Consider the following 23,259-nt stretch of genomic DNA (forward strand, 5'->3'; position numbering starts at 1 on the left):
ACAATGAATCGCGCCAAGTTATTTTTGGATTAATTAATCTTTAACTGGGTCAGTCACCTTGTCAGTTCGGCGGCTGCTGACCTCAGCCGGCACATCATCTCCCGCCATACGTTTGCGGAACAACGCGGTGCGCGCCAGCAGCAACGTGGTCACCGGCACCGTGATCGACAGGAGGATCGGAATCAACCAACCATGCAGCACCGGGCTGCCCTTGAGCAGCGAAAAATAGATGATCGACGCCAACGCCACACTCCAGGCCCCCAGCGTCGAGGCCAGTGCAGGCGGGTGCATGCGTTGGAAGAAGTCCTTCATCCGCAACAAGCCAATCGCGCCGATCAGCGCGAATACGCTGCTGAGTACCAGCAACACCGCCACAATCACTTCAACCCATAGCGGCATCATTCAATCACCTCCCCACGCAGCAGGAATTTTGCCAGGGCAAACGAGCCGACAAAGCCGAACAGCGCAATCAGCAACGCCGCTTCAAAGTAGGTGTCACTGGCATACCGAATACCCAGCACCAGCATCATCAGCATCGCCAGGATGTACAGGTAGTCCAGCGCCAGTACCCGGTCCTGGGCCGACGGGCCTTTGAACAGGCGGATCAGCGTCAGCACCATGGCCAGGGAAAACAGGAACAGGCTGAGCAGGATCGCATTGGAGAGCAGGGCACTCATTCGAAGATCTCCATCAGGGGCCGTTCGTAGGCGTGCTTGAAGTGCTGGATAAATTGCGCTTCGTCATCCAGGTCGAATACGTGCAGCAGCAGGATACTGCGGTCCAGGGCCAGTTCCGACCAGACGGTACCCGGGGTCACGCTGGTGATCATCGACAACACGGCCAGGCCGTTGGCATCGCGCAGGTCCAGGGGGATTTTGATAAAGCGCGAGCGCGGTGGACGCGAGCCGCAGGTCAGTACGCCCCAGGCCACGTGCAGGTTGGAGATGATCACGTCGCGGCCCACCAGGAAGAACAGGCGAATGATCACCCCGGGGCGGCGGATGCGGATCGGCAGCGGGCGCAGTGGCGCCATCATCAGCGGTGCGGCAAAGCCCAGGATCGCGCCGAGCAGCAGGTTGCCGGGGCTGATGGACAGGTTCAGCACCAACCATAAGAGCCACAGTGCCAACGACAACCACGGCGCAGGGAAGAGGCGTTTCATGGCTGTACCTCCGTTGCTGCGGCCTGAGCTTCAGGGCTCGGCACCGGGCGGGTCGCCATCACGGCCATCACATAGTGTTCCGGATTGTTCAGGCTGTCGGCGGCGGCCTGGGTGTAGCGCATCAGCGCTTCGGCCTTGAAGGTCAGGGCGATGCTCAGGCCCAGCAACAGGAAGATCGGCACACATTCAAAGCGGCGCAGCAGCGGCGAAGGGCGCTCCTCCGGGGTCCAGAAACGTTGAATGCCCAAGCGGGCGAAGGCGATCAGCGAGGCCAGGCCGGAGAAGATCAACAGTGCGACCAAGCCCCAGGCGGCCGGACGGATCGGCTCGTCAACGGCATTGCCCAGGCCCATTGGATTGATCAAGGCGCTGAGCAGGCTGAGTTTGCCGATAAACCCGGACAGCGGCGGCATGCCGATAATCAGCAGGGCGCAGGCAATGAAGCTCAAGCCAAGGAAGGCCACGGTCCAGGGAATCACCTGGCCGACCACGGCTTTTTGTTCATCGTCGAGGTTGGTGCCGGGTGGCGGATGCAGCGACGCCATGGCCGACGGCAGGGATTCGATTTCTTCTTCCATCGGTGCATCGTTGGCCGAGCGCGAACGTTCGATCAGTTCTGCCAGCAGGAACAGCGCGCTCAGCGCCAGGGTCGAGCTGATCAGATAGAACAGCGCGCCTGCGGTCAGGCTCGGCTGGGCAAACCCCACCGCCGACAGCAGGATCCCGGCCGACACCAGGATGCTCAGGCTGGCCATGCGTTCCAGGCGTTGCGCGGCGATCATTGCCAGGGCGGCGCAGATGATGGTCGCCATGCCGCCGTAGATCAGCCAGTCGCCACCAAAGTACGCCGAGGCACCCGCTTGCCCGGAGAACAGCAGCGTCCACAGGCGCAGCACGGTGTACACGCCGACCTTGGTCATGATCGCGAACATCGCCGCCACCGGCGCGCTGGCCGCGGAGTAGGCAGGCACCAGCCAGAAGTTCAGCGGCCACATCCCGGCCTTGGCCAGGAACGCGACCGCGAGGATCGCTGCGCCGGCATGCAGCAGACCGCGATCGGCTTCCGGTACCAGCGGGATTTTCAGCGCCAGATCGGCAAAGTTCAGGGTGCCGGTGACGCCGTAGATCAGCGCCGCGCCAATCAGGAACAACGACGAGGCCAGCAGGTTGATCGAGATGTAATGCAGCCCCGCCGACACCCGGGCGCGGCCCGAACCGTGCAGCATCAGGCCGTAGGACGCGGCCAGCAGTACCTCGAAGAACACGAACAGGTTGAACAGGTCGGCGGTGAGGAAGGCGCCATACAGCCCCATCATCTGGATCTGGAACAACGCATGGAAGCTGGTGCCCGCGCGGTCCCAGCGGGCCATGGCGAACAGCAGGGCGCTGACGCCGATGATCCCGGTGAGCACCAGCATCAATGCGGACAGTTGGTCCACCACCAGTACGATGCCGAACGGCACCTGCCAGTTGCCCGGCAGGTACACCCCGATGGAGCCGGGGCCGCCTTTCTGGGTCCAGTACAGCAACAGCACGGCGATGCCGAGGCCGAGCATGCTGGAAAACAGGTTGATCCGCGCCTTGAGCGGGCGGTGCTTCTCGCCCAGCATCAGCATCAGCCCGGCGGTCAGCAGCGGCAGCAGGATCGGCGCGATGATCAGTTGATTCATCCAGGTCATTCTTTAGGCTCCCGACCGTCCACGTGGTCAGTGCCGGTCAGGCCCCGGGAGGCCAGCAGCACGACAAGGAACAGCGCGGTCATGGCGAAGCTGATCACGATCGCCGTCAGCACCAGGGCCTGGGGCAGGGGGTCGGTGTAGTTGAGCAGGTCTTGCGGCACGCCGTCCTTGATGATCGGCTCCTTGCCGATAAACAGGCTGCCCATGCTGAAAATGAACAGGTTGACCCCGTAGGACAACAGGCACAGGCCCATCACCACCTGGAACGTCCGTGGCCGCAGGATCAGCCAGACGCCGGAGGCCGCCAGGACCCCAATGGCAATTGCGATGACTTCTTCCATCAGGCGGCAGCTCCTTTAGGCGTGGCAGCGGCTTTCGCCTGGTTGCTGGGTTTATGGGCACGTACCGATTGGTGACCCAGGGCGGTGAGTATCAGCAGGGTCGCGCCGACCACCACGGCGTATACGCCAACGTCGAAGAACAATGCGCTGGCGATGTGGATATCGCCGAACACCGGCAGGCTGAAGTGCAGCGTGTGGGTGGTGAGGAATGGATACCCCACGAACAGCGCGCCGAGCCCCGTCAATGTCGCTGACAGTAAACCGAAGCCCATCCAGCGCATCGGTCGCAGGCTCATCTGCGCCTCGACCCACTGGGTGCCGGCGACCATGTATTGCAGGATGAACGCCACCGACATCACCAGGCCGGCGACAAAACCGCCGCCCGGCTGGTTGTGGCCGCGCATGAACAGGTAGAAGGAGACCACCAGCGCAATCGGCAGCAGCAGACGTACCAGCACGGCCGGTACCATCATGAAGCCCAGGGCGGTGTCGCTGGCATGGCGCGGGTTGACCAGGTCGGTGGCCACGTCCGGCGCGAGTTGGCGCTGTTGTGCGGGTAACTCCATGCTTTCTTTAGAGGGACGGAAGCGTCGCAGCAGGGCGTAGACGGTCAATGCCACGGCGCCCAGCACGGTGATTTCCCCCAGGGTGTCGAAGCCCCGGAAATCCACCAGCATCACGTTCACCACATTGCTGCCGCCGCCTTCGGGCAGGGCGCGGCTCAAGTAGAACGAGGAGATATCGTTGGGTGTCTGGCGGGTCAGCATCGCGTAGGACAACAACGCCATGCCGCCACCGACCACGGTGGACAGCAGCAAGTCCCGCAGACGGCGGATGCGCGCCTTGGGCACCGAGCTGGGCAGTGGCGAGACGTCTTCGATCCGCCGTGGCAACCAGCGCAGGCCCAGCAGGATCAGCACGGTGGTCACCACTTCCACCACCAATTGGGTCAGGGCCAGGTCCGGCGCGGAGAACCAGACGAAGGTGATGCAGGTCATCATCCCGCAGACGCTGACCATGGTCAGGGCGGCGAGACGGTGGTACTTGGCTTGCCAGGCAGCACCCAGGGCGCAGGCAATCGCCAGCAGCCACAGGGTGACGAAGACGATGGAACCCGGGATCTTCGGTCGGTCGCCCCAACTGATGCCGCTGTGCAGCATCGGGATCAAGCCGGCGATCACGGCGGCCAGCACCAGCAGGAACAGTTGGGTTTGCAGGCGCTTGGTGCTGATGCGTTTTTCGAGCTTGCGCACGCCGCGCATCATCACCACCAGCGTGCGTTCGAACCCACGCTTGCCGTTGAAGTAACTGATGATCGGCGGGTAGTTGAAGCGGCCCCGCTTGAGTTGCTTGCGCAGCAGCAGGTAGAGCAAGACACCGCCGGACATGGCCACCAGGCTCATGATCATCGGCGCGTTCCAGCCGTGCCAGATGGCCAGGCTGTAGTCGGGCAGTACGCCGCCGACTACCGGCAGCGCGGCGGCCGCGAGGATCGAACCCACCACCTGGGCCGGGAAGATCCCCACCAGCAGGCAGGTAAACACCAGCAATTCCACCGGCGCACGCATCCAGCGTGGCGGCTCATGCGGGGTATGCGGCAGGTCGGTGGCCGCCGGGCCGAAGAACACATCCACGGTAAAGCGCAGGGCATAGGCGACACTGAACGTCCCGGCGATGGTGGCGATCACCGGCAGGGCGATTTCCACCCAGGCGGTGGCGGAGATAAATACGGTCTCGGCGAAGAACATTTCCTTGGAGAGGAAGCCGTTGAGCAGCGGCACGCCCGCCATGGAGGCACTGGCGACCATGGCCAGGGTCGCGGTAAACGGAATCAGCTTGAACAGGCCGCTGAGTTTACGGATATCGCGGGTGCCACTTTCGTGGTCGATGATCCCTGCCGCCATGAACAGCGACGCCTTGAAGGTCGCGTGGTTGAGGATGTGGAAAACGGCGGCAACCGCGGCCAGCGGGCTGTTGAGGCCCAGCAATAAGGTGATCAGGCCGAGGTGGCTGATGGTGGAGTAGGCCAGCAGGCCCTTGAGGTCATTCTGGAACATGGCGCAATAAGCGCCGAGCAATAAGGTAAGGGCTCCGGCACCGCCGACGATCCAGAACCATTCTTCGCTGCCGGACAGCGACGGCCACAGGCGGGCCAGCAGGAACACGCCGGCCTTCACCATCGTCGCCGAATGCAGGTAGGCCGAGACCGGTGTCGGTGCGGCCATGGCGTGGGGCAGCCAGAAGTGGAAGGGGAATTGCGCACTTTTGCTCAGGGCGCCAATCAGCACCAGCGCCAACATGATCGGGTACAGGGCGTGAGCGCGGATCTGGTCACCGGCGGCCAGCACCTGGTCCAGGTCGTAGCTGCCGACGATATGCCCCAACAGCATCACCCCGGCCAGCAGGCACAAGCCGCCTGCGCCGGTGACCATCAGCGCCATATACGCGCCACGCCGGGCATCGGCGCGGTGGTGCCAATAGCCGATCAACAGGAACGAGAACAGGCTGGTCAGTTCCCAGAAGAACACGATCTGAATCAGATTGCCGGAGATCACCAGGCCCAGCATCGCGCCCATGAACGCCAGGAAAAACGCGAAGAACCGTGGCACCGGGTCTTCCGGCGACATGTAATAACGGGCGTACAGCGACACCAGCGTGCCGATGCCCAGGACGAGCATCGAGAACAGCCAGGCAAAACCGTCCATGCGCAGCACAAAGTTCAGGCCCAGGCTGGGCAACCACATGAACTCTTCGCGAATCACGCCACCGTGGGCGATCTGGGGGTAGAGCAAAGCGACTTGTACGGTACCGACCAGGGCAACGAGGCCGGCCAGCAGGGATTCAGTATTGCGTGCGTTGTGCGGCAGCAAGGCCGCCAGACAGCTGCCGATAAAAGGCAGAAGCAGTAGAACTATCAGGGACATAGGCTTCTAATCTGCGGGAGTTTGGGATGCATCATACGTGCCGGAATCCGGATCACCAAACGGCAACCTGTGGCAGGATCCTACAAGCTAAGCTGAAAAAGTCGATTTAGCACTCAGCTCTGGCGCTCTTGTTCCAACTCATCGCTCAACTCGACGGCCTTGCGCCCACGGGTCTTCATCTCACTGACAATCACCGCCACCACAATCAGTGCTGCCCCCACCATGGCAATCGGCGGAAAACGCTCGCCGGCAATCCGCCCAACCACACCGGCCCACACCGGCTCCCCGGCGTAGATCAAGGTGGCACGGGTCGGCGAGACGCTTTTCTGCGCCCAGTTCATCGCCACCTGAATCACCGCACTGGTCAGCCCCAGGCCCACGGCGCTGAACAACAGCAGCCAGGAGAACCCCGGCAGCGCCTCGCCCATGGGCACCACCAACAGGAACGACAGCACCGAGGCGGTAGCCAGTTGCACCACGGTCACCCGGCGCACATCCACTTGCCCGGCATAGGCGCTGATCAAGATGATCTCGGCGGCAATCGCAATCGCGCCGATCAGGGTGGCGATTTCACCGGGGCTGAAATTCAGCGACGCACCGGCAGGGCCGGTCAACAGCATCAACCCGGCGAACGCCAGCATGATGCCAATGCTTGGCATCAACCCCGGCCGGCGGCCCAGCACCAGCCACTGTAACAGCGGCACAAAGGGCACGTACAACGCGGTAATAAAGGCCGATTGGCTGCTGAGAATCGTCTGCAGGCCAATGGTCTGCAAGCCATAGCCGAACATGATCGCCACCCCGATAAAGCACCCGGCCTTCAGCTCGAACAGGGTCAAGTCACGCAAGGTGCGAAACGAGAACAGGCCAACCATCAAGGCCGCAGCGGCAAAACGCAGGCCGACAAAAAACATCGGCCCGCTGACGGTCATGGCGTGCTGTACCAGCAGAAAGGTGCCGCCCCAGATCATGGTGATCACCACCAGCACGCACTCGGCTTTGCTGAAACGGGAGAAACGCGAGGAGGAAGTCGAGGTGGTCATGGCGGCTCTGGTCTTGCACAGGAAGGGCGCGGAACGCACAATGCGCCGCAGCTGGGCAGTATACTGCGCAACCCCACCCTGTGAGCAATATAGTGCACAAAGAAAATCCGCAACGGGCCTCGGTCCTGCAACACGTCAGCCAGAACGTTCGCCGCTTGCGCCATGCCGCCGAACTGAGTCAGACCGCCTTGTCTGAAAAGTCCGGCGTCAGTCGGCGGATGCTGGTGGCCATCGAGGCGGGTGAAAAGAACGTCAGCCTGTCGACCCTGGACCGTGTCGCCGAGGCTTTGGACGTGGCGTTCAGCGACCTGATCCAGGCTCCGGATGTGCGTGATCACAGCCGCATCAACGAACTGGCCTGGGCTGGCGAAATCGACGGCAGCAAAGCGGTGTTACTGGCCAAGGCCAGCGCTCGCCGAGAAGTCGAGTTGTGGGAATGGCGGCTGGAACCCGGTGACCGTTATTGCCCGGATCCGGACCTGGAGGGCTGGAGTGAACAGCTGTATGTTTTCGAAGGCTGCCTGACCCTGGTCGTGGGGGATGAAACACAGCAGATCGGTGCCGGCGAGTTCTACATGTTCGCCAGCCACCAGCCCCACAGCTATCGCAATGAGGGTGATATTGCGGTGAGGTTTGTACGAAACGTGGTGATCTGACTGTTGGTAGCGCAACAGTGGTTGAACACTTTGCTGGTTTGAGGCTACAAATATTTCTCTGATACTTATGTAATTCACTGATTTTATTATCTATTCCATTCAGGCACGACTCCTGCAATTGCTCCGGTATCTCTCTGAAGCCGGAGTCGGCCCATGCCAGCCCAACCTCTACACCTTGCCCACATCATCCGCTCGGACGCCGAAGCCATTGCTGTCGCCACTGAATTGGCCAAGCGCTTCGCCGTCGACGCCAGCGTGCGTGACCGTGAGCGTCGCCTGCCGGTCGCCGAGCTGGACGAATTCTCCGCCAGCGGCTTGTGGGGCATCACCGTTCCGAAGGCTTACGGCGGCGCCGAAGTGTCCTATGTGACGGTGGCTGAAGTGATCAAGCTGATCTCCGCTGCCGACCCATCCCTGGGGCAAATCCCGCAGAATCATCTGGGCGTGGTGGACATCCTCGTACAAACCGCCAGCGAAGCGCAGAAGCAGCACTACTTTGCCAAGGTGCTGCAAGGCTATCGCTTCGGTAACGCCTTCTCTGAAGCCAAGAGCAAAACCGCCGCCGCCTTCGAAACGCGCATCCGTTTTGACGGCGACAGCGCGCAGATCGATGGCGAGAAGTTCTACTGCACTGGCGCGTTGTTCGCCCATATCGTGCCGACGGTGGCGGTCAACGAGGAGAATCAGGCGTTCATTTCCTTTATCGAACGCGACAATCCCGGCCTGACGGTGATCGACAGCTGGGACGGCTTCGGCCAGCGCACCACCGCCAGCGGCGGGGTCACTCTCAATGCGGTCAAGGTCCCGTTGGACGCGGTGATCCCGGCCCACAAAGCGTTTGACCAACCCACCGCCGACGGCCCGATCTCGCAAATCATCCAGGCCGCCGTGGACACCGGCATCGCCATCGGCGCCCTTGAAGCCGCCAAGACCTACGCCCGCCAAGCCCGGCCGTGGATCGACAGCCAGCAGGACCACGGCTGGCAAGACCCGTTCACCATTGCCGCCATTGGCGACCTGGAATGGCGGGTCCACGGCGCCGAAGCCATCCTCGCCAAGGCCGGCCGCGCGGTCGACCTGGCCCTGGCCGAGCCCAATGAAGACACGGTGGCCAACGCCTCGCTGATTGTCGCTCAGGCCAAGGTCCTCTCCACCGAGATTGCCTTGCTCGCCAGCAGCAAGTTGTTCGAGCTGGCCGGCACCCGCTCGGTGCTCGGTAAACACAACCTCGACCGGCACTGGCGCAACGCGCGGACCCACACCCTGCATGACCCGGCTCGCTGGAAGTACCACCTGATCGGCAATTTCCTGCTCAACGGCGTCAAGCCGGCGCGCCACGCCTGGAACTGAGGAGCTTTCGATGAACGCACTGACCCAACCGGATGCCTTGCAGCAGGCCCGCCATCTACTGGAAAGCACTTTGCGCTTTGTGCAACACAGCGACGATCCCTATGTGATCAGTCGTTTTGGCGACTTGCAGATTCGCATCGACGTCGCGGCGGCACTGCTCGAACGCGCTGAAGCGCTCAAAGGCCAAAGCCCTGTCGAAACACAGATCGCCTTGACCGAAGCCCAGATTGCCAGCGCCGAAGCCTTGATCGCCGCCAGCAACGCCGAATTTGAGCTGACCGGCCAACGCACCGCGCTGCCGCCCACCCTGGATGACCCGTTGCGCTGGAAATACCAGATTGTCGGCAACTACCGCCTCAACGGCGTCGCCCCCAGGAGTGCTGTTTGATGTCCCGTGAAATCCGCTTGAATGCCTTCGACATGAACTGCGTCGGCCACCAGTCGCCGGGCTTGTGGGCTCATCCACGGGATCGCTCGTGGCAGTACAAGGACCTGGAATACTGGACCGACCTGGCGAAGATCCTTGAGCGCGGCAAGTTCGACGGCCTGTTTATCGCCGACGTGTTGGGCATCTACGACGTGTACAACGGCAACGGTGACGCGGCGATTCGCCAGGCGGCGCAAGTGCCGGTCAACGATCCGTTGTCGCTGATCGCGCCCATGGCGTTGGTCACTGAGCATTTGGGCTTTGGCCTCACGGCGTCGCTGTCCTTTGAACATCCGTACCCGTTCGCCCGCCGTCTCTCGACCCTGGACCACCTGACCAAGGGCCGTGTCGGCTGGAACATCGTCACCTCTTATCTGGAAAGCGGCGCCAAGAACCTCGGCCAGAAGGCCCAGACCGAACACGACGCACGCTACGACTACGCTGAGGAATACCTGGAGGTTTGCTACAAACTCTGGGAAGGCAGCTGGGAAGAGGGCGCCGTACTGCGCGACCGTGAACGGCGGATCTTCAGCGACCCGAGCAAAATCCACGAGATTCGCCATGTCGGCAAACACTTCCAGGTGCCCGGCATTCACCTCTGCGAGCCGTCGCCGCAACGCACGCCGGTGCTGTACCAGGCCGGGGCTTCCAGCCGTGGCAAGCAATTCGCCGCCGAACAGGCCGAATGCGTGTTCGTCGCCGCGCCGTCGAAAGTGCTGCTGAAAAAGACCGTGGCCGACATCCGCCGGCGGGCGGCAGAAGCGGGGCGTGATCCGAAGAAAATCCTGATCTTCAACTTGCAGACGGTGATCGTTGGCGAAACCGATGCCAAGGCCAAAGCCAAGTTCGAGGAATACAAATCCTACGTCAGCTATGAGGGGGCGATGGCGTTGATTTCTGGCTGGACCGGTATCGATTTCAGCCAGTTCAAGCCGGATGAGCCGCTCAAGCATGTGCACACCAACGCCATTCAATCGGCGGTGGAGGCGTTTTCCACCGCAGACCCGAACAAGGTCTGGACGCCCAATGAGTTGGCGGACTGGGTGGGGATCGGTGGCTTTGGACCGTTGTTTGTCGGCGGGCCAGAGACGGTGGCGGACCTGTTGCAGGAGTGGGTTGAGGAGACGGATGTCGATGGCTTCAACCTGGCGTATGCGTTGACCCACGAGACGTTTATCGACGCTGTGGAGTTGCTGGTGCCAGAGCTGCAAAAACGTGGGGTGTACAAGACCGAGTACGCCCAGGGCACGCTGCGGGAGAAATTGTTTGGAGACGGCGCACGGTTGCCGCAGAACCATCCGGGCGCCGGCTATCGCGACCTCAAGGCCACCGCCATCTAACTGCAGAAAGCCAATCAGTGTGGGAGCTGGCTTGCCTGCGATAGCGGTGTATCAGCACCGAAAAAGCAGGCTGACCCACCGCTATCGCAGGCAAGCCAGCTCCCACATTTGATCTTCATTGTTTTATCGATTTCAGCCAGCGGACCACCGCACGCTTACCCACCAATAGGAGCATCACCCCTATGAGCGTGCACACACTCAACCGTCCGCTGGACGTGGAATGGCCTGCCGAATGGGTCACGGGCTTGCCCAAGGCCCTGGAACAATTGCATCACTGGGCACAGGTCAGCCCGCTGCATACCGCATTGCGCCACAAGCGTCATGGCCGGTGGTATGCCTGGCGCTGGATCGACGCCCTGCGGGATGTCGAACGTCTGGCTGACGGACTTCGCCAGCAGGGTTTTACCGAGCAATCGCGATTGGCCTTGAGCGGTGCCTTCGAACCCAATCTATTGCTGCTGGCCCTGGCCGCCGAGTCCATCGGCGGGCAGCTCTTGACCCTGGCCGATGACCTGGAACCCACCACGTTGCACAAACTGCTGTGGCGCCTGCGCCCGACGCACGCCTACGTCCAGGGCCGGCAACAGGTGCAGCACTGGCTGGCGGTGGCCGGTAGCAGTGCCGCACCTCGGTGGTTGATCACCGAGCAAGCGGCGCCTGGGAATGGGGTACTGGCGTTCGCCCAATTGCTTGGCCCCGTGGACCCTGCGCGACGCCTCAGCCGCTGGTGGCAGGCCAGCGGCGAAACCGCGTTGTGGAGCGAGGAGGGCACCCACTGGCAAGGCGGCCTGGCCGTGGTGTTGGAGCAATGGCTGAGCAGCGGCCAGAACCTGGCCTTCCCGGAAAGCCGTGGCTCGGCCCGGCGCGATCGCAGCGAAGTCGCACCCACCGGTTTGCTGCTGTCACCTGCGCGTTTGCAGCACCTGGCCGATGAGATCGAAAGCCGCCTGGCTGCGCCCGGCACCTGGCGCCGTCGGTTGTCCGACTGGGCTATCGCCCATCCGCAAAGCGGCCTGCGTCGGCTGATCAAAAATCGTGTACGGCGGCTGCTGGGGTTCCAGCGCTTGCAGTACATCTGGCAGGCCCCGGCTACCCGGCAGAACAGCACCGAGCCGCAATGGCTGGCCGAATTCAAACGGGATATCGCATGAGCGAGGCCATTCTCCAGGTGCGCGACATTTCCCTGTCCTTCAAAGGAGTCAAGGCCATCAACGCCTTGTCCTTTGACGTGCAACGCGGTGAGATCTGCGCATTGATCGGCCCCAACGGCGCCGGTAAAAGCTCGCTGCTCAACGTGCTCAATGGTGTGTACCGATTCGATGCCGGCGAGATCGTGTTCGAGCAGCAGCATTTTCACCGCATCGACCCATTGGGGGCGGCGCGTCGAGGCATTGGCCGCACGTTCCAGAACAATGCCTTGTTCAAGAAGATGAGCGTGATCGACAACATCCTCACGGGCCTGTCCCGGCATACCCGCAGCACCTTCATCGAACAAGCCCTCGGCTTGCCCAGAGCGCGGCGCGAGGCTGAAGCCTTCCTCCAGCGCGCCCAGGGCATCCTCGACTTCCTCGAACTGCAAGCCCACCGCGAGGTGCTGGTGGGCAACCTTTCATACGGCCTGCAAAAGCGCGTGGAACTGGGGCGGGCGTTGATCGCCGGTCCCCGCCTATTGCTGCTGGACGAACCGATGGCTGGCATGAATGCCGAGGAGAAGCAGGAAATGGCGCGCTTCGTGGCTGACGTGAACCGCGACCTCGGCACCACCGTCGTGCTGATCGAGCACGACATGGGCGTAGTGATGGGCCTGTCGGACCACGTGGTGGTGCTCGATTACGGACGCAAGGTGGGTGACGGCACGCCAACGCAGGTGCAGGCCAACCCCGACGTCATCGCGGCCTATCTGGGAGTGGTCAGCCCATGACGTTCTTTTTCGAAACCCTGCTCGGTGGCCTGCTCGCGGGCACCATGTATTCGTTGGTCGCCATCGGTTTTGTGCTGATCTACAAGGCCAGCGGCGTGTTCAATTTTGCCCAGGGCTCAATGTTGCTGTTCGCCGCCCTGACGTTCGTCAGCCTGCACGATCAAGGCGTGCCGTTTGCCCTGGCCTTGTTGCTGACGGTGCTCGTGATGATCGTCGGCGCCTTACTCATCGAACGGCTTGTATTGCGTCCGTTGGTGAACCGCTCGCAGATCACCTTGTTCATGGCCACTCTCGGCCTGTCCTTCATCATCGAAGGCCTGGCCCAGGGCTTGATGGGCTCACAGGTACGCGCCCTCGACCTGGGCATCGACGATGTGCCGCTGTTTCTCGGGCCACTGATGCTCAGCCAGTTTGACCTGATTGCCGCAGCGGCCGCCGTGGTGCTGGTGACGGCGCTGGCGTTGCTGTTCAACAAGACCCGCATCGGGGTGTCGCTGCGGGCAGTGGCGGATGACACCACCGCGGCGTTGTCCATCGGCATCAACCTCAACCGCATCTGGCAGATCGTCTGGGCGGTGGCCGGAGTGGTCGGGCTGGTGGCCGGGTTGCTTTGGGGCGCGCGCCAGGGCGTGCAGTTTTCCCTGTCGCTGGTGGTGCTCAAGGCGTTGCCGGTGTTGATCATCGGCGGCTTCACCTCGATTGGCGGGGCGATTGTCGGCGGGCTGATCGTCGGTGCGGCGGAGAACCTCGCCGAGGTGTACATCGGCCCGCTGATCGGCGGCGGTATCACGCCGTGGTTCGCCTATGTCCTGGCCCTGGCCTTCCTGTATATCCGTCCCGCCGGCCTGTTCGGCGAGCGCGCCATCGAGCGAGTCTGAAAGCATGTCGATCCCTGTTGCCCATGAAACCGCGCCATTGTTGTTGATTCAACGACGCTTGCCCTGGGGCCTGATTGGCCTGTTGGGGCTAGCCTTCATCGTGGTACCGCTGTGGGGCAATGACTATTGGCTCAACGCGATTCTGATTCCGTTCCTGGTGCTGTCACTGGCCGGGCTGGGCTTGAACCTGTTGACCGGTTACACCGGTCAGACGTCGGTCGGCGCGGCAGGCTTCATGGCGGTTGGCGCGTTTGCCACGTACGGTTTCCTGCTGCGCCTGCCGGAGTTGGGCTTGCCGGTCGCCTTACTGGGCGGCGGGATTATCAGTGCCGTGGTGGGGCTGGTGTTCGGCCTGCCCAGTTCGCGGATCAAGGGCTTCTACCTGATGGTCACCACCTTGGCGGCGCAGTTTTTCCTCGAATGGCTGTTCGTCAAATTCCCCTGGTTCTACAACTATGGCTCCTCCGGGACCATTTCCGCGCCGAAGCTTGCGCTGTTCGGCCATGACCTCAACACGCCTGTGGGCCGTTATCTACTGACCCTGGTGACGGTGCTGCTGTTGACCTGGACCGCCGTGAACCTGGTGCGCAGCCAGGTGGGCCGCAACTGGATGGCGATCCGTGACATGGACACCGCCGCCGCTGTGGTCGGCATTCCGGTGGTGCGCTACAAGCGCCTGGCATTTGCCGTCAGTTCGTTCTACCTGGGGATTGCCGGCGCGTTGTGGGCGTTCGCGTATCTGGGCACCGCGAGTGCCAGCAGCTTCGATATCAATCGCTCGTTCCAGATCCTGTTCATCATCATTATCGGCGGCATGGGCAGCATTGCCGGCAACTTCGTCGGCGCGGCGTTCATCAGTTTGCTGCCGATCTTTCTCAGCCATGCCGGGCAAGCGTTGTTCGGTGGCTCGGTGGATGCCGGGCAGTTGCAGAACCTGCAAAAAATCATCTTTGGCGTGTTGATCATCGTGTTCCTGATCAAGGAACCCGAGGGCTTGATTCGCCTGTTGCACAACGTGCGTGAACGGCTGCGCCAATGGCCGCTGCGTTTTTGAATCCGTCCCTTAAGAGAATCTCCATGCGTGCATCCTTGAAACGTTCCCTGGCCGGCGCTGCTTTCGCGCTGGCGGCATTGGCGGGCGCAGTCCCGCAGGCCATGGCTTCGCCCGACCAACAATTCATTCCGCTGGCCACCTACCGCGTCGGCGCCTATGCCTCCAGCGGTGTGCAGGTGTGGGCCGGGATGATCGATTACCTGCGTTATATCAATGAGGTCGAAGGCGGCATCAACGGCGTCAAGCTGGTGTGGCAGGAGTGCGAGACCGAATGGACGGCGGAGAAGGGCATCGAGTGCTATGAGCGTTTCAAGAATGGCCTGGACGGCGCGCCGGTTGCGGTTTACCAGCCTAACGGTGCGCCTGCTGCCTATGCCTTGAGCGAGCGGGCCGAGGTGGACAAGATTCCGCTGATCACCCTCGGTTACGGGCGCACCGAAGCCACTGACGGTACGGTGTTTCCCTATAACTTCCCGGTGATGCTGACCTTCTACAGCGAAGCTTCAACCCTGGTGAACTACATCGCCCAGCGCGAAGGCGGGTTCGACAAGCTCAAGGGCAAGAAAATCGCCACCGTTTACCACGACTCCGCCTATGGCCGGGAAACCCTCGGGCCGCTGAAGTTGCTGGCCGAGAAATACGGTTTCGAAAACATCCAGATTCCCGTGGCCGATCCCGGCAACGAACAGTCGGCGCAATGGCGCCAGGTGCGCCAGGCCAATCCGGACTGGGTGTTCCTGCGTACCTGGGGCGTATCGACCCCGGTGGCGGTCAAGACCGCTGCGCGCTTCGGCTTCCCGGTGGACCATATCATCGGTGACATCTGGGCCAGTTCCAGTGAAGACGTATTGCCCGCCGGCGCTGCCGCCAAGGGTTACCTGGCGCTGACGCCGTACCCGGCGGGCAGCGATTTCGAGATCCACAAACGGCTCAAGCAATACGTGCTCGACAAAGGCCACAGCGACCTCAAGGACCTGAAGAACTTTGGCAGCGTCTACTACAACTCGGGCCTGGTGAATGCCGCCGTGGCCGTGGAAGCGATTCGCACCGGCCAGGCCAAGTTCGGCAAGCGCCCGCTTAACGGTGAAGAAGGGCGCTGGGGCCTGGAGCACCTGAACATCGACGACGCACGCCTCAAGGACATGGGCTACCTGGGCTTGATGCAGAACCTCAAGCTCTCGTGCCGCGACCATGAAGGCGGCGGTTCAGCACGAGTCCAGCAATGGGATGGTGCCAACTGGACGTTGATCAGCGACTGGATCGCTGCCGACCGTGCCCTGCTGCGTCCGCTGATCGACGAGAAGTCCGCTGCGTTCGCCAAGGAAAAAGGCCTGACGCCGCGCACCTGCACCGGGGATGAATAAGCCATGAGCGAAGCTGTCCGCGAGCCGTGGAGCCCGGCGCTGCTTCAGGTCAATGACATTGAAGTGATCTACGACGGCGCGATCCTGGCCGTGGCCGGGGTGTCCCTGAGTGTGCCAAAAGGCGCCATCGTCGCCTTGCTCGGCGCCAATGGCGCGGGCAAAAGCACCACCCTCAAGGCGATTTCTGGTCTGGTGCGGGCGGAACGGGCTGAGGTCAGCCGAGGTGTGATCGAGTACCAGGGGCATGATCTGGCCGGGGTCGACCCCAGCCAGCGCGTGCGCCAGGGCATGGTCCATGTGCTGGAGGGCCGGCACGTGTTTGGCCAACTGACGGTGGAAGATAACCTGCGCAGCGGCGGCTTCGTGCGGCGCTTGAGCCGCAAGGACATGGAGCAGGATCTGGAGCGGATCTACACCTGGTTTCCGCGTCTCAAGACCAAGCGCCATACCCGTGCCGGGCTGACCTCCGGTGGCGAACAGCAGATGGTCGCCATCGGCCGGGCGCTGATGACCCGTCCGACGCTGGTGCTGTTGGACGAGCCCTCCATGGGCTTGGCGCCGATGATCGTCCAGGAGATTTTCGAGATCATCAGCCAACTCAATCGCGAGCAGCAGGTGAGTTTTTTGATCGCTGAGCAAAATATCAATGTCGCCCTCAACTATGCGTCCCAGGGTTATGTGCTGGATACTGGGCGAGTCGTCCTGAGTGGCAGCGCAGCCGAATTGCTGGCGCGGGGTGATTTGCATGACATCTATCTGGGCAGACAGTAAGGGCGCATGTTCATGAGAGAAACCCAACGCGGACAGGCGACGAGCGCCATCCGCCAGGCCGATGTGCTGATCATCGGCGGTGGCCTGAGCGGTACGATGCTGGCTGCGCAACTGCTGCGCCAGTCGGGTCAGCGGCAGATCCTGGTGATCGAGCCGCGCCGTGAGTTGGGGCGAGGCGAAGCCTACAGCGCGGTGGAGTTGGGCCATACCTTGAACGGCAACGCGGCGCGCATGAGTGTCGACCCGGACAATGCCGATGACTTGACCCAGTGGCTGACCGAGTACATTGCCAACGGCGGCTGGCCGGAGTCGGACCAGCAGCCTGTGCCGGTCAGCGAGCTGTTTCCACCTCGGGGGATTTTTGGCTTGTACGCGCAGCAGCGGCTGGCCGAAGCCCAGGCTGCGTCCCAATCCACGGTAGAACATATTCGCGCCGAGGTGATCGACCTGCAGGTCGAGGAACACTCGACGCTGCTGACTCTGGACAACGGCCAGCAATTGCAGGGGGTTTTTGCAGTATTGGCCACGGGCATGTTCCCGGCGGCGCGCACGCCACAGACCTTCTCCAGTGGTCTCAACGCCGCAGCGGTCGACCCGTGGGATGTCAGCGTGATGACCGAACTGGACCCGCAGTCGACGGTGCTGATCATCGGTTCCGGGCTGACCATGGTCGATGCCGTGGTATCGCTGGAGCAGGCCGGGCATCGCGGGCCTATCGAGATTTTTTCGCGCCACGGTTTGCTGCCCCACGTGCGCCGGCAACCGCCGAGCTGGGTGGATTTCTTGGCTGAAGATCACACGATTCGCAGCCCTCGGCAGTTGTTGCGTGAAGTACGCCGCCAGTGCCGGGTCGCGCTGGATCAGGGTATCGATTGGCAAGCACCGCTGGACACTGTGCGGGGGCATATCGGACGCTTGTGGAGCCAGGCCAGCGAGCCTGAAAAACGTCAGTTTGTACGGCATGTGCGGCCTTGGTGGGAAAGCCATCACCACCGTTCGCCGCCCTTGAGTGCTGAGTTGGTGGCGCGTTTGCACGGGGAGGGGCGATTGCGCATTCAGGCCGCTTCGTTCAAGGGCTTGGAACCGTCAGTGGCAGGCGAGGTGAGTATTCGTCTGCGGCGTCGCGGTGAGCAGCAGAGCATGCTGGTGACGGGAGCTGCGCTGATCAACTCCAGTGGCATTGAATATGACTGGCGCCGCGTGGCCCGGCCATTGCCCCGGCAACTGCTGGCTCGCGGTTTGATTCAGCCGGGGCCGTTGGCGTTGGGGATTGCTGCGGATGTGTCGGGTGCGGTGTTGGATGCGCAGGGGCACGCTAGCCCGCGGCTATTCGCCATGGGGCCGCCGTTGCGAGGGATGTGGTGGGAGAGTACGGCGGTGACGGATGTGGCGAGCCAGGCGAAGGCGTTGGCGGCAAAGCTGGCGCAGCTCTAAAATGTGGGAGCGGGCAAGCCCGCTCCCACATTGAATTTGCAGGGTTTCAGGACCCGACTTTCACAAACCCCGGTTTAAGCCCAAACACTTCAACCCCCTGCGCTGTCGACTGCCCCGTCGTCACACTCACCCGTTCCACCGGCTTGTCCATCGCCGCCCGATACTCCACCGACAACCCACTGTCCCCGCGCGTGATCGCCTGCGCCGGCACGATGATCGCCTGGTCATTGTTGTAAGTAACGATGGTCAGCCGGGCGCTCATGCCCAGGCGTACCCGTTGCAGTTGTGGCGGGGTCAGCTTGGGAATCGACAGGGTCACCGGGAATTGCGCACTGCCTTGGGCTTCACTGGCAATTGCCAGGCCGCTGACCACGCTGACGGAACCGGTCAGCCGTTCACCGTCAAAGCCATCGCCCATGACTTCCACCGCCTGGCCCTGGTGTAACTGGTTGATGTCCAGTTCCGAGACCTTGGCGACGATTTTCAAGCGTTCGATATTGGCCAGTCCGAACAGCACCTGGCCCTGGTTGACCTTGCTGCCGGCCTGCACCGGTGTGTTGTTGGCGGCTCCCCCTTGGGGCGAACTGCTGCCAGGCGCCGGCACCACGATGCCAGAGAACGGCGCCTTGACTTCCTTGCCATCGAGCAGCGTGCGCAAGGCTTCATATTTCACCGTGGCATTGGTCAGTTCCATATCGGCGATCTGCCGGTATTCGCCTTTGCCCTGGTCCAGCGCCTGTTGCAATTCGCTGCGGGCGGCCGTCAGGTCCAGCTGTTGTTGCTGGGCCTGTTGCTTGAGGTCGTCCAGTTCGTTGCGGGGGATGATGCCGCGTTTGAACAGGTTTTCGCTTTCAGTCAATTTGCGTTGAGTGTTGCCGGCGGTCATTTGGGCCGTGCGCAGGCTGCGCCGAGCGCGGCCGACCAGTTGGCCGCTGTCCCAGTCCTGCATTTCCTGCACGGTGCGCCGGGCCTTGAGCTGGGCGGAGAGGGCGTCGCGCAGTTGCACTTCGAGGGTGGACGGGTCCATGCGCAACAGCACCTGGCCGGCGTCCACCCGTTGGCCCTGTTCCACCAGATTGGCTTGCACGTTGCCGTCGAAGGGCGCGGTGAGGGTGATGGTGGTGTCGGGCTCGATCTTGCCCACCAGGCCAATCTGGTGCACCAGTGGATCGGTCTTCACCGCCAGCCATTGTTCGGCTGTCGCGGGCTGGTCGGCGGCGGGGCTGCGATAGCTGACCAGCGTGACCCCGGCACCGGCCAACAGCACGATCAATACGGCGCCCAGCAGGCGTTTTCGATTAGTAGTCATTGAGGGCGATTTCCCAACTTTCCAGAGTCATGCCCAGGGTCAGGTCGAGCTGGGTCTGGGCATTCAAATAGGCAATCAGTGCATTGAGCCGCGAGTTTTCGGCGTTGCGCAGGTCGGTCTCGAAACTCAGCACCTGGAAGTTGGTGGAGCGCCCGGCGCTGAGTTTTTCCCGTTCAATTTCGATCTTGCGCTTGGACAGCTCGACTGCCCGTTGCGAGATTTCATACTGGCGCCAGCGGGTGCCCAGGTCGCGCACCACATCGTTGACGTTGCGTTCCAGTTGTTGCTTGGCGTCGTCGATGGCGATCTGCTGGTTTTCCACATCGACCCGGGCGTGCACCTCGGCCTGGCGTGTGCTGATGTCGCCGATGGGGATCTGCACCTGAATGCCAGCGTAGCTGTCCCAGCGGCGGGTGTTGGTATTGCCGCTGTCGTTGTTATAGGCATCGCGAAACTGATTGCCCCCGGCGATCAGGTCCACCTGCCAACGCCCCGAGTCCTTGGCGATCACCAGGTTGAGGTCGGCTTGCTGGCTGCCGAGCAGGGCGGCCAGGTATTCCGGCTGCTGGTTCTGGGCAAGATTAAAGGCCTGGCGTTTGTCGATCTCCATGCGCGTGGCTTCCAGGGCTTCGGTGGCACGAATCGGCGTGGACAGGTCCAGCGCGAGCAAGCGCAGGAGGGACAGGCGGCTGGTGTCCAGTTGGTTCTGGGCTTCTTCCACGCCCAGTTGCTGGGTGGCAATGTCGGCTTCGGTCTGTACGATCTCGAACTCGGCCATGCGCCCGGCGACGATCAGCGCTTTGTTGACCTCAAGCAAGGTGTTTGCGCGCTTGAGCGCGTCCTGGACGATGCTCAGTTGTTCCTGGGCCCGCAGCAGTTCGCGGTAGGTGGCGATGATCTGGCTGATGGTTTGTGCCACGGTGGCCTTGAGGTTCAGCCGATTGGCCTGCTCTGCCAGCCGCGACAGGCGCAGCGGCGCGGTGGTGGCATCCCAGCCGGCACCGCGCATCAGCGGCTGGATGATTGCCAGGTCGAGGCCGTCGCTGCGAAAGCGCCCGGCACGGTTGGCGTTATTCATCTGTTGGGTCCAGGACATGCTCAGCCGGGTACCGTATTCGCCGAGTAAGGTGGCGGCGGGTGCCACGTTGCTATTGCGGGCGTTGTCTGCCGAGCCCCGGTTGGCGCGGTAGTAGCTGTTGAGCACGAGTTTGGGGTTGAAGGTGTCTTCGGCCACCCGCAGGTCGAACTTTTGCGCGACCCGTTGCAGATAGCTGCTGCGAATCGCCGGGTTGTTGCGCAGGCCCAGGTAAACCGCGTCACCCAGGGTCAGGGTGGTGGTCTGGTTGCTGAGGGACACACTGCGCTCATAGCCGCTGCGGGTGGTGCTCGGCGCCGAGGGATTGATCACCACTTCGGCGGCCAGGCTGGGCAAGCTGATCAGGCCGATCAACAGCAGAACGTGGCGTTTATTCATCACGCAACGCCTCCACCGGCTGCAACCGCGAGGCCGACACCGCCGGGTAGATGCCAAAAAACAGCCCCACCAGCAACGTGCTGCCCACCCCCAAGGGCAAAGCGGCTATTGCCAGGGAAAACTGCCAGCCGGATAGCCACGCGTAGAGATAAGCGGCGCTCATGCCCAGCACGGCGCCACACAAGGCCCCGACGGCGGTGAGGGTGACGGCTTCCAGCAAAAACAGGTTGCGAATGTCCCGCTGGCGCGCGCCCAGGGCCATGCGAATACCGATTTCCCGACGTCGCTCCGAGACGTTCATCAGCATTACATTCATCACGCCAACGCCGCCGCCCACCAGAGAAATCGCCCCCAGGGCCAACAACAGGTAGGCGAAGGTGCGGCTTTGCCGGGTCATGCCATCGATCATTTGCTGGGGCACCTGGATGTCGACATCGTGGTCGGTAAGTTGGGTTTTCAGCGCGGTGGCGGCATCGCGCGCGATGCGTTCCATGTCCTGGCCCGGCGTGGCGCGGATCACCACATTGCTGATTTGTGGCGTGGGGTAGATGCGGCGCATGCCCTCGGCGGGGATAAACATGGCTTCGTTGGCCTGTACCGGAATCAGCATTGACCGGGGCTGGCTCTGAAGGATGCCGACGATCAGGAACAGGTAGTCGCTGATCCGCACCCGGTCCCCCAGTTGCAACGGGTCACCCGGCAGGCTGAGGGCTTGGGCGACCTGATCGCCAATCACCGCATAGATTTCACCACCGTCAAACGGCGACAGGAAACGCCCTTCGCGCAGGGACAGGCGCATGGCGTCCTTCAAGTCCGGTGTGCTGCCGATAATCCCTGTATTGAACGTGCGGCCATGGAACACCACCGGACCGCTGAACTGCGAAATCGCACCGATATGTGCGATGCCCGGCACGGTTTTGCGTATGGCGGCCAGGTCCAGGCTGGCGCGCATGGGCGCGGTGCTGCTGCCGCGCGGCGGGAATTGTGCCACCAGGGTGTCGGTGCCCATGTCCTTGAAAATCGCCGCTGCGTCTTCGGCGGCGTTGTGGCCGATATTGATCAGTGCAACCACCGAAGAGCTGCCGATGACGATCCCCAGCAAGGCCAGGATCGAACGCTTGCCCAGGGTTCGCAGGCTGACAAACGCCTCGTGCAGCAGTTGGCTCAGGCTCTGTTCGACCCGCAGGCTCATAGGCACCCAGCCTCTTGCACCACGCCATTGCGCACCAGGATCTTGCGATTCAGGCGTTCGGCAATGTGCGGGTCGTGGGTGACGATAATCAGCGTGACCTGCTGCTCGCGGTTGAGGGTCAGCAGCAGGTCCATGATGTCCTGGGCGGTGTGGCTGTCGAGGTTGCCGGTGGGTTCGTCGGCGAGGATCACCGAGGGCTTGCCCACCAGCGCCCGGGCGATCGCCACCCGCTGGCGCTGGCCGCCGGACAGGTCGGCCGGACGATGGTGGGCACGTTCGGCCAGGCCCACCTGATCGAGCATGCGCAGTGCCTGTTCTACTGACTCGTGACGGGAGATACCGCGATAGCTCAGGGGCAGGGCGACATTGTCCAGGGCACTCAGGCGCGGCAGCAGGTTGAAGCTTTGGAACACAAAACCGATTTGTTGATTACGGATGGCTGCCAGTTGATCGGGACTGGAGCTGAAAATGTCATGGCCGGCAAAGTGGTATTGGCCGCTGTCGGGCAGGTCCAGCAGACCGAGGATATTGAGCAGGGTGCTCTTGCCGGAGCCGGAAGCGCCGAGGATGCCGCAACTGTCGCCGTGGGTGATGGACAGGCACACATCATTAAGAATGGACAGATGCTGCCCGGCCAGCTGATAGCTTTTGCCGATGCCTTGCAGGGAAATGAAGCCTGGGAGCGTGGGGGTATCTGTCATCGTGACTACGCCTGCAGCCTCGACGCTCCTGTCACATCCCTGAAAATTTTTGTAACAAGTTCAGGGGCTGCCTGGGACACGTCACGGACTGGTTTTATTTCTTGTTTTTAAAATATTGTTTGAATAGTAACCTCGATCATCCTACTCCGCCAGCCACAGAGATAGAGCGGTTTTACCCCTCCGAGCAGCCATGCAATCCCACTGTGCAAGGTGCTGGTAGTCAACACTCGCGCGGCGGC

The 23,259-nt window shown here is 62.3% G+C and carries 22 protein-coding genes; 11 read left to right on the forward strand and 11 right to left on the reverse strand.

Annotated features, from left to right (window positions below; all coding sequences use genetic code 11):
* Window positions 1-33 precede the first annotated feature (33 nt).
* The 7 genes from GNF76_RS04275 to GNF76_RS04305 all read right to left on the reverse strand — a co-directional run bounded on the left by GNF76_RS04275 (window position 34) and on the right by GNF76_RS04305 (window position 7,149).
* Window positions 34-402: a Na+/H+ antiporter subunit G gene (locus tag GNF76_RS04275; protein WP_155581938.1), complete on the reverse strand. Its 369-nt coding sequence runs from the start codon at window positions 400-402 to the stop codon at window positions 34-36.
* Window positions 399-677 carry a K+/H+ antiporter subunit F gene (locus GNF76_RS04280; RefSeq protein ID WP_010209507.1) on the reverse strand — a complete coding sequence of 93 codons (279 nt, stop codon included), beginning with the start codon at window positions 675-677 and terminating at the stop codon, window positions 399-401. Before GNF76_RS04280 ends, GNF76_RS04275 begins: the two co-directional genes overlap by 4 nt.
* Window positions 674-1,162, reverse strand: coding sequence for a Na+/H+ antiporter subunit E (locus tag GNF76_RS04285; protein WP_155581939.1), 489 nt, complete (start codon window positions 1,160-1,162; stop codon window positions 674-676). The genes GNF76_RS04280 and GNF76_RS04285 overlap by 4 nt, the downstream gene beginning before the upstream one ends.
* Window positions 1,159-2,841 carry a monovalent cation/H+ antiporter subunit D gene (locus GNF76_RS04290; RefSeq protein ID WP_155581940.1) on the reverse strand — a complete coding sequence of 561 codons (1,683 nt, stop codon included), beginning with the start codon at window positions 2,839-2,841 and terminating at the stop codon, window positions 1,159-1,161. Before GNF76_RS04290 ends, GNF76_RS04285 begins: the two co-directional genes overlap by 4 nt.
* Complete coding sequence (locus tag GNF76_RS04295) at window positions 2,838-3,182, reverse strand: Na+/H+ antiporter subunit C (protein ID WP_003192163.1); 345 nt, start codon at window positions 3,180-3,182, stop codon at window positions 2,838-2,840. The genes GNF76_RS04290 and GNF76_RS04295 overlap by 4 nt, the downstream gene beginning before the upstream one ends.
* Window positions 3,182-6,106, reverse strand: coding sequence for a monovalent cation/H+ antiporter subunit A (locus tag GNF76_RS04300; RefSeq protein ID WP_155581941.1), 2,925 nt, complete (start codon window positions 6,104-6,106; stop codon window positions 3,182-3,184). The genes GNF76_RS04295 and GNF76_RS04300 overlap by 1 nt, the downstream gene beginning before the upstream one ends.
* A 113-nt stretch (window positions 6,107-6,219) precedes the next feature.
* Window positions 6,220-7,149 carry a DMT family transporter gene (locus GNF76_RS04305; RefSeq protein WP_155581942.1) on the reverse strand — a complete coding sequence of 310 codons (930 nt, stop codon included), beginning with the start codon at window positions 7,147-7,149 and terminating at the stop codon, window positions 6,220-6,222.
* A 92-nt stretch (window positions 7,150-7,241) separates the two neighbouring features.
* On the opposite strand from GNF76_RS04305, the gene GNF76_RS04310 reads away from it, so the two are divergent.
* The 11 genes from GNF76_RS04310 (at window position 7,242) to GNF76_RS04360 (ending at window position 18,344) form a co-directional block, all read left to right on the forward strand.
* Window positions 7,242-7,805 (forward strand): helix-turn-helix domain-containing protein, encoded by a 564-nt coding sequence (locus GNF76_RS04310; RefSeq protein ID WP_178123176.1) that lies wholly within the window; start codon window positions 7,242-7,244, stop codon window positions 7,803-7,805.
* 153 nt (window positions 7,806-7,958) lie between these two features.
* Window positions 7,959-9,155, forward strand: coding sequence for an SfnB family sulfur acquisition oxidoreductase (locus tag GNF76_RS04315; RefSeq protein ID WP_155581943.1), 1,197 nt, complete (start codon window positions 7,959-7,961; stop codon window positions 9,153-9,155).
* A gap of 10 nt (window positions 9,156-9,165) precedes the next feature.
* A complete protein-coding gene (locus GNF76_RS04320; RefSeq protein WP_155581944.1) occupies window positions 9,166-9,543 on the forward strand; it encodes an acyl-CoA dehydrogenase in 378 nt (125 codons plus the stop codon).
* Window positions 9,543-10,922, forward strand: coding sequence for an LLM class flavin-dependent oxidoreductase (locus GNF76_RS04325; protein WP_155581945.1), 1,380 nt, complete (start codon window positions 9,543-9,545; stop codon window positions 10,920-10,922). The genes GNF76_RS04320 and GNF76_RS04325 overlap by 1 nt, the downstream gene beginning before the upstream one ends.
* Before the next feature lie 182 nt (window positions 10,923-11,104).
* Window positions 11,105-12,073, forward strand: a complete 969-nt coding sequence (locus tag GNF76_RS04330; protein ID WP_155581946.1) for an AMP-binding protein — start codon at window positions 11,105-11,107, stop codon at window positions 12,071-12,073.
* On the forward strand, window positions 12,070-12,843 hold the full coding sequence (locus GNF76_RS04335) for an ABC transporter ATP-binding protein (RefSeq protein ID WP_155581947.1): 774 nt from the start codon (window positions 12,070-12,072) through the stop codon (window positions 12,841-12,843). Before GNF76_RS04330 ends, GNF76_RS04335 begins: the two co-directional genes overlap by 4 nt.
* Window positions 12,840-13,721 (forward strand): branched-chain amino acid ABC transporter permease, encoded by an 882-nt coding sequence (locus GNF76_RS04340; protein ID WP_155581948.1) that lies wholly within the window; start codon window positions 12,840-12,842, stop codon window positions 13,719-13,721. The genes GNF76_RS04335 and GNF76_RS04340 overlap by 4 nt, the downstream gene beginning before the upstream one ends.
* A 4-nt stretch (window positions 13,722-13,725) precedes the next feature.
* Window positions 13,726-14,775, forward strand: a complete 1,050-nt coding sequence (locus GNF76_RS04345; RefSeq protein WP_155581949.1) for a branched-chain amino acid ABC transporter permease — start codon at window positions 13,726-13,728, stop codon at window positions 14,773-14,775.
* Between the two features lie 23 nt (window positions 14,776-14,798).
* Window positions 14,799-16,139 (forward strand): ABC transporter substrate-binding protein, encoded by a 1,341-nt coding sequence (locus GNF76_RS04350; RefSeq protein ID WP_155581950.1) that lies wholly within the window; start codon window positions 14,799-14,801, stop codon window positions 16,137-16,139.
* Window positions 16,140-16,142: 3 nt separating this feature from the next.
* Entirely contained in the window at window positions 16,143-16,910 is a 768-nt protein-coding gene (locus GNF76_RS04355) for an ABC transporter ATP-binding protein (protein WP_155581951.1), read from the forward strand.
* A gap of 12 nt (window positions 16,911-16,922) precedes the next feature.
* Complete coding sequence (locus tag GNF76_RS04360) at window positions 16,923-18,344, forward strand: FAD/NAD(P)-binding protein (RefSeq protein ID WP_155581952.1); 1,422 nt, start codon at window positions 16,923-16,925, stop codon at window positions 18,342-18,344.
* Between the two features lie 46 nt (window positions 18,345-18,390).
* Here GNF76_RS04360 and GNF76_RS04365 read toward each other — a convergent pair whose 3' ends face one another.
* Genes GNF76_RS04365 through GNF76_RS04380 form a run of 4 tightly spaced genes read right to left on the reverse strand, consistent with a single transcriptional unit; the run spans window position 18,391 to window position 23,020 of the window.
* On the reverse strand, window positions 18,391-19,653 hold the full coding sequence (locus GNF76_RS04365; RefSeq protein WP_155581953.1) for an efflux RND transporter periplasmic adaptor subunit: 1,263 nt from the start codon (window positions 19,651-19,653) through the stop codon (window positions 18,391-18,393).
* Window positions 19,643-21,127 carry a TolC family protein gene (locus GNF76_RS04370; protein ID WP_155581954.1) on the reverse strand — a complete coding sequence of 495 codons (1,485 nt, stop codon included), beginning with the start codon at window positions 21,125-21,127 and terminating at the stop codon, window positions 19,643-19,645. Before GNF76_RS04370 ends, GNF76_RS04365 begins: the two co-directional genes overlap by 11 nt.
* A complete protein-coding gene (locus GNF76_RS04375) occupies window positions 21,120-22,319 on the reverse strand; it encodes an ABC transporter permease (protein ID WP_155581955.1) in 1,200 nt (399 codons plus the stop codon). The genes GNF76_RS04370 and GNF76_RS04375 overlap by 8 nt, the downstream gene beginning before the upstream one ends.
* Complete coding sequence (locus GNF76_RS04380) at window positions 22,316-23,020, reverse strand: ABC transporter ATP-binding protein (RefSeq protein ID WP_155581956.1); 705 nt, start codon at window positions 23,018-23,020, stop codon at window positions 22,316-22,318. Before GNF76_RS04380 ends, GNF76_RS04375 begins: the two co-directional genes overlap by 4 nt.
* Window positions 23,021-23,259 lie beyond the last annotated feature (239 nt).

The sequence above is a fragment of the Pseudomonas spelaei genome, from assembly GCF_009724245.1.
In the GTDB taxonomy this organism is placed as follows: domain Bacteria; phylum Pseudomonadota; class Gammaproteobacteria; order Pseudomonadales; family Pseudomonadaceae; genus Aquipseudomonas; species Aquipseudomonas spelaei.

Bases quoted from the DNA above. Each gene is read 5' to 3' on its own strand.
- GNF76_RS04275 (WP_155581938.1), bottom strand. From the start codon at position 402: ATGATGCCGCTATGGGTTGAAGTGATTGTGGCGGTGTTGCTGGTACTC.
- GNF76_RS04280 (WP_010209507.1), bottom strand. From the start codon at position 677: ATGAGTGCCCTGCTCTCCAATGCGATCCTGCTCAGCCTGTTCCTGTTT.
- GNF76_RS04285 (WP_155581939.1), bottom strand. From the start codon at position 1,162: ATGAAACGCCTCTTCCCTGCGCCGTGGTTGTCGTTGGCACTGTGGCTC.
- GNF76_RS04290 (WP_155581940.1), bottom strand. From the start codon at position 2,841: ATGACCTGGATGAATCAACTGATCATCGCGCCGATCCTGCTGCCGCTG.
- GNF76_RS04295 (WP_003192163.1), bottom strand. From the start codon at position 3,182: ATGGAAGAAGTCATCGCAATTGCCATTGGGGTCCTGGCGGCCTCCGGC.
- GNF76_RS04300 (WP_155581941.1), bottom strand. From the start codon at position 6,106: ATGTCCCTGATAGTTCTACTGCTTCTGCCTTTTATCGGCAGCTGTCTG.
- GNF76_RS04305 (WP_155581942.1), bottom strand. From the start codon at position 7,149: ATGACCACCTCGACTTCCTCCTCGCGTTTCTCCCGTTTCAGCAAAGCC.
- GNF76_RS04315 (WP_155581943.1), top strand. From the start codon at position 7,959: ATGCCAGCCCAACCTCTACACCTTGCCCACATCATCCGCTCGGACGCC.
- GNF76_RS04320 (WP_155581944.1), top strand. From the start codon at position 9,166: ATGAACGCACTGACCCAACCGGATGCCTTGCAGCAGGCCCGCCATCTA.
- GNF76_RS04325 (WP_155581945.1), top strand. From the start codon at position 9,543: ATGTCCCGTGAAATCCGCTTGAATGCCTTCGACATGAACTGCGTCGGC.
- GNF76_RS04330 (WP_155581946.1), top strand. From the start codon at position 11,105: ATGAGCGTGCACACACTCAACCGTCCGCTGGACGTGGAATGGCCTGCC.
- GNF76_RS04335 (WP_155581947.1), top strand. From the start codon at position 12,070: ATGAGCGAGGCCATTCTCCAGGTGCGCGACATTTCCCTGTCCTTCAAA.
- GNF76_RS04340 (WP_155581948.1), top strand. From the start codon at position 12,840: ATGACGTTCTTTTTCGAAACCCTGCTCGGTGGCCTGCTCGCGGGCACC.
- GNF76_RS04345 (WP_155581949.1), top strand. From the start codon at position 13,726: ATGTCGATCCCTGTTGCCCATGAAACCGCGCCATTGTTGTTGATTCAA.
- GNF76_RS04350 (WP_155581950.1), top strand. From the start codon at position 14,799: ATGCGTGCATCCTTGAAACGTTCCCTGGCCGGCGCTGCTTTCGCGCTG.
- GNF76_RS04355 (WP_155581951.1), top strand. From the start codon at position 16,143: ATGAGCGAAGCTGTCCGCGAGCCGTGGAGCCCGGCGCTGCTTCAGGTC.
- GNF76_RS04360 (WP_155581952.1), top strand. From the start codon at position 16,923: ATGAGAGAAACCCAACGCGGACAGGCGACGAGCGCCATCCGCCAGGCC.
- GNF76_RS04365 (WP_155581953.1), bottom strand. From the start codon at position 19,653: ATGACTACTAATCGAAAACGCCTGCTGGGCGCCGTATTGATCGTGCTG.
- GNF76_RS04370 (WP_155581954.1), bottom strand. From the start codon at position 21,127: ATGAATAAACGCCACGTTCTGCTGTTGATCGGCCTGATCAGCTTGCCC.
- GNF76_RS04375 (WP_155581955.1), bottom strand. From the start codon at position 22,319: ATGAGCCTGCGGGTCGAACAGAGCCTGAGCCAACTGCTGCACGAGGCG.
- GNF76_RS04380 (WP_155581956.1), bottom strand. From the start codon at position 23,020: ATGACAGATACCCCCACGCTCCCAGGCTTCATTTCCCTGCAAGGCATC.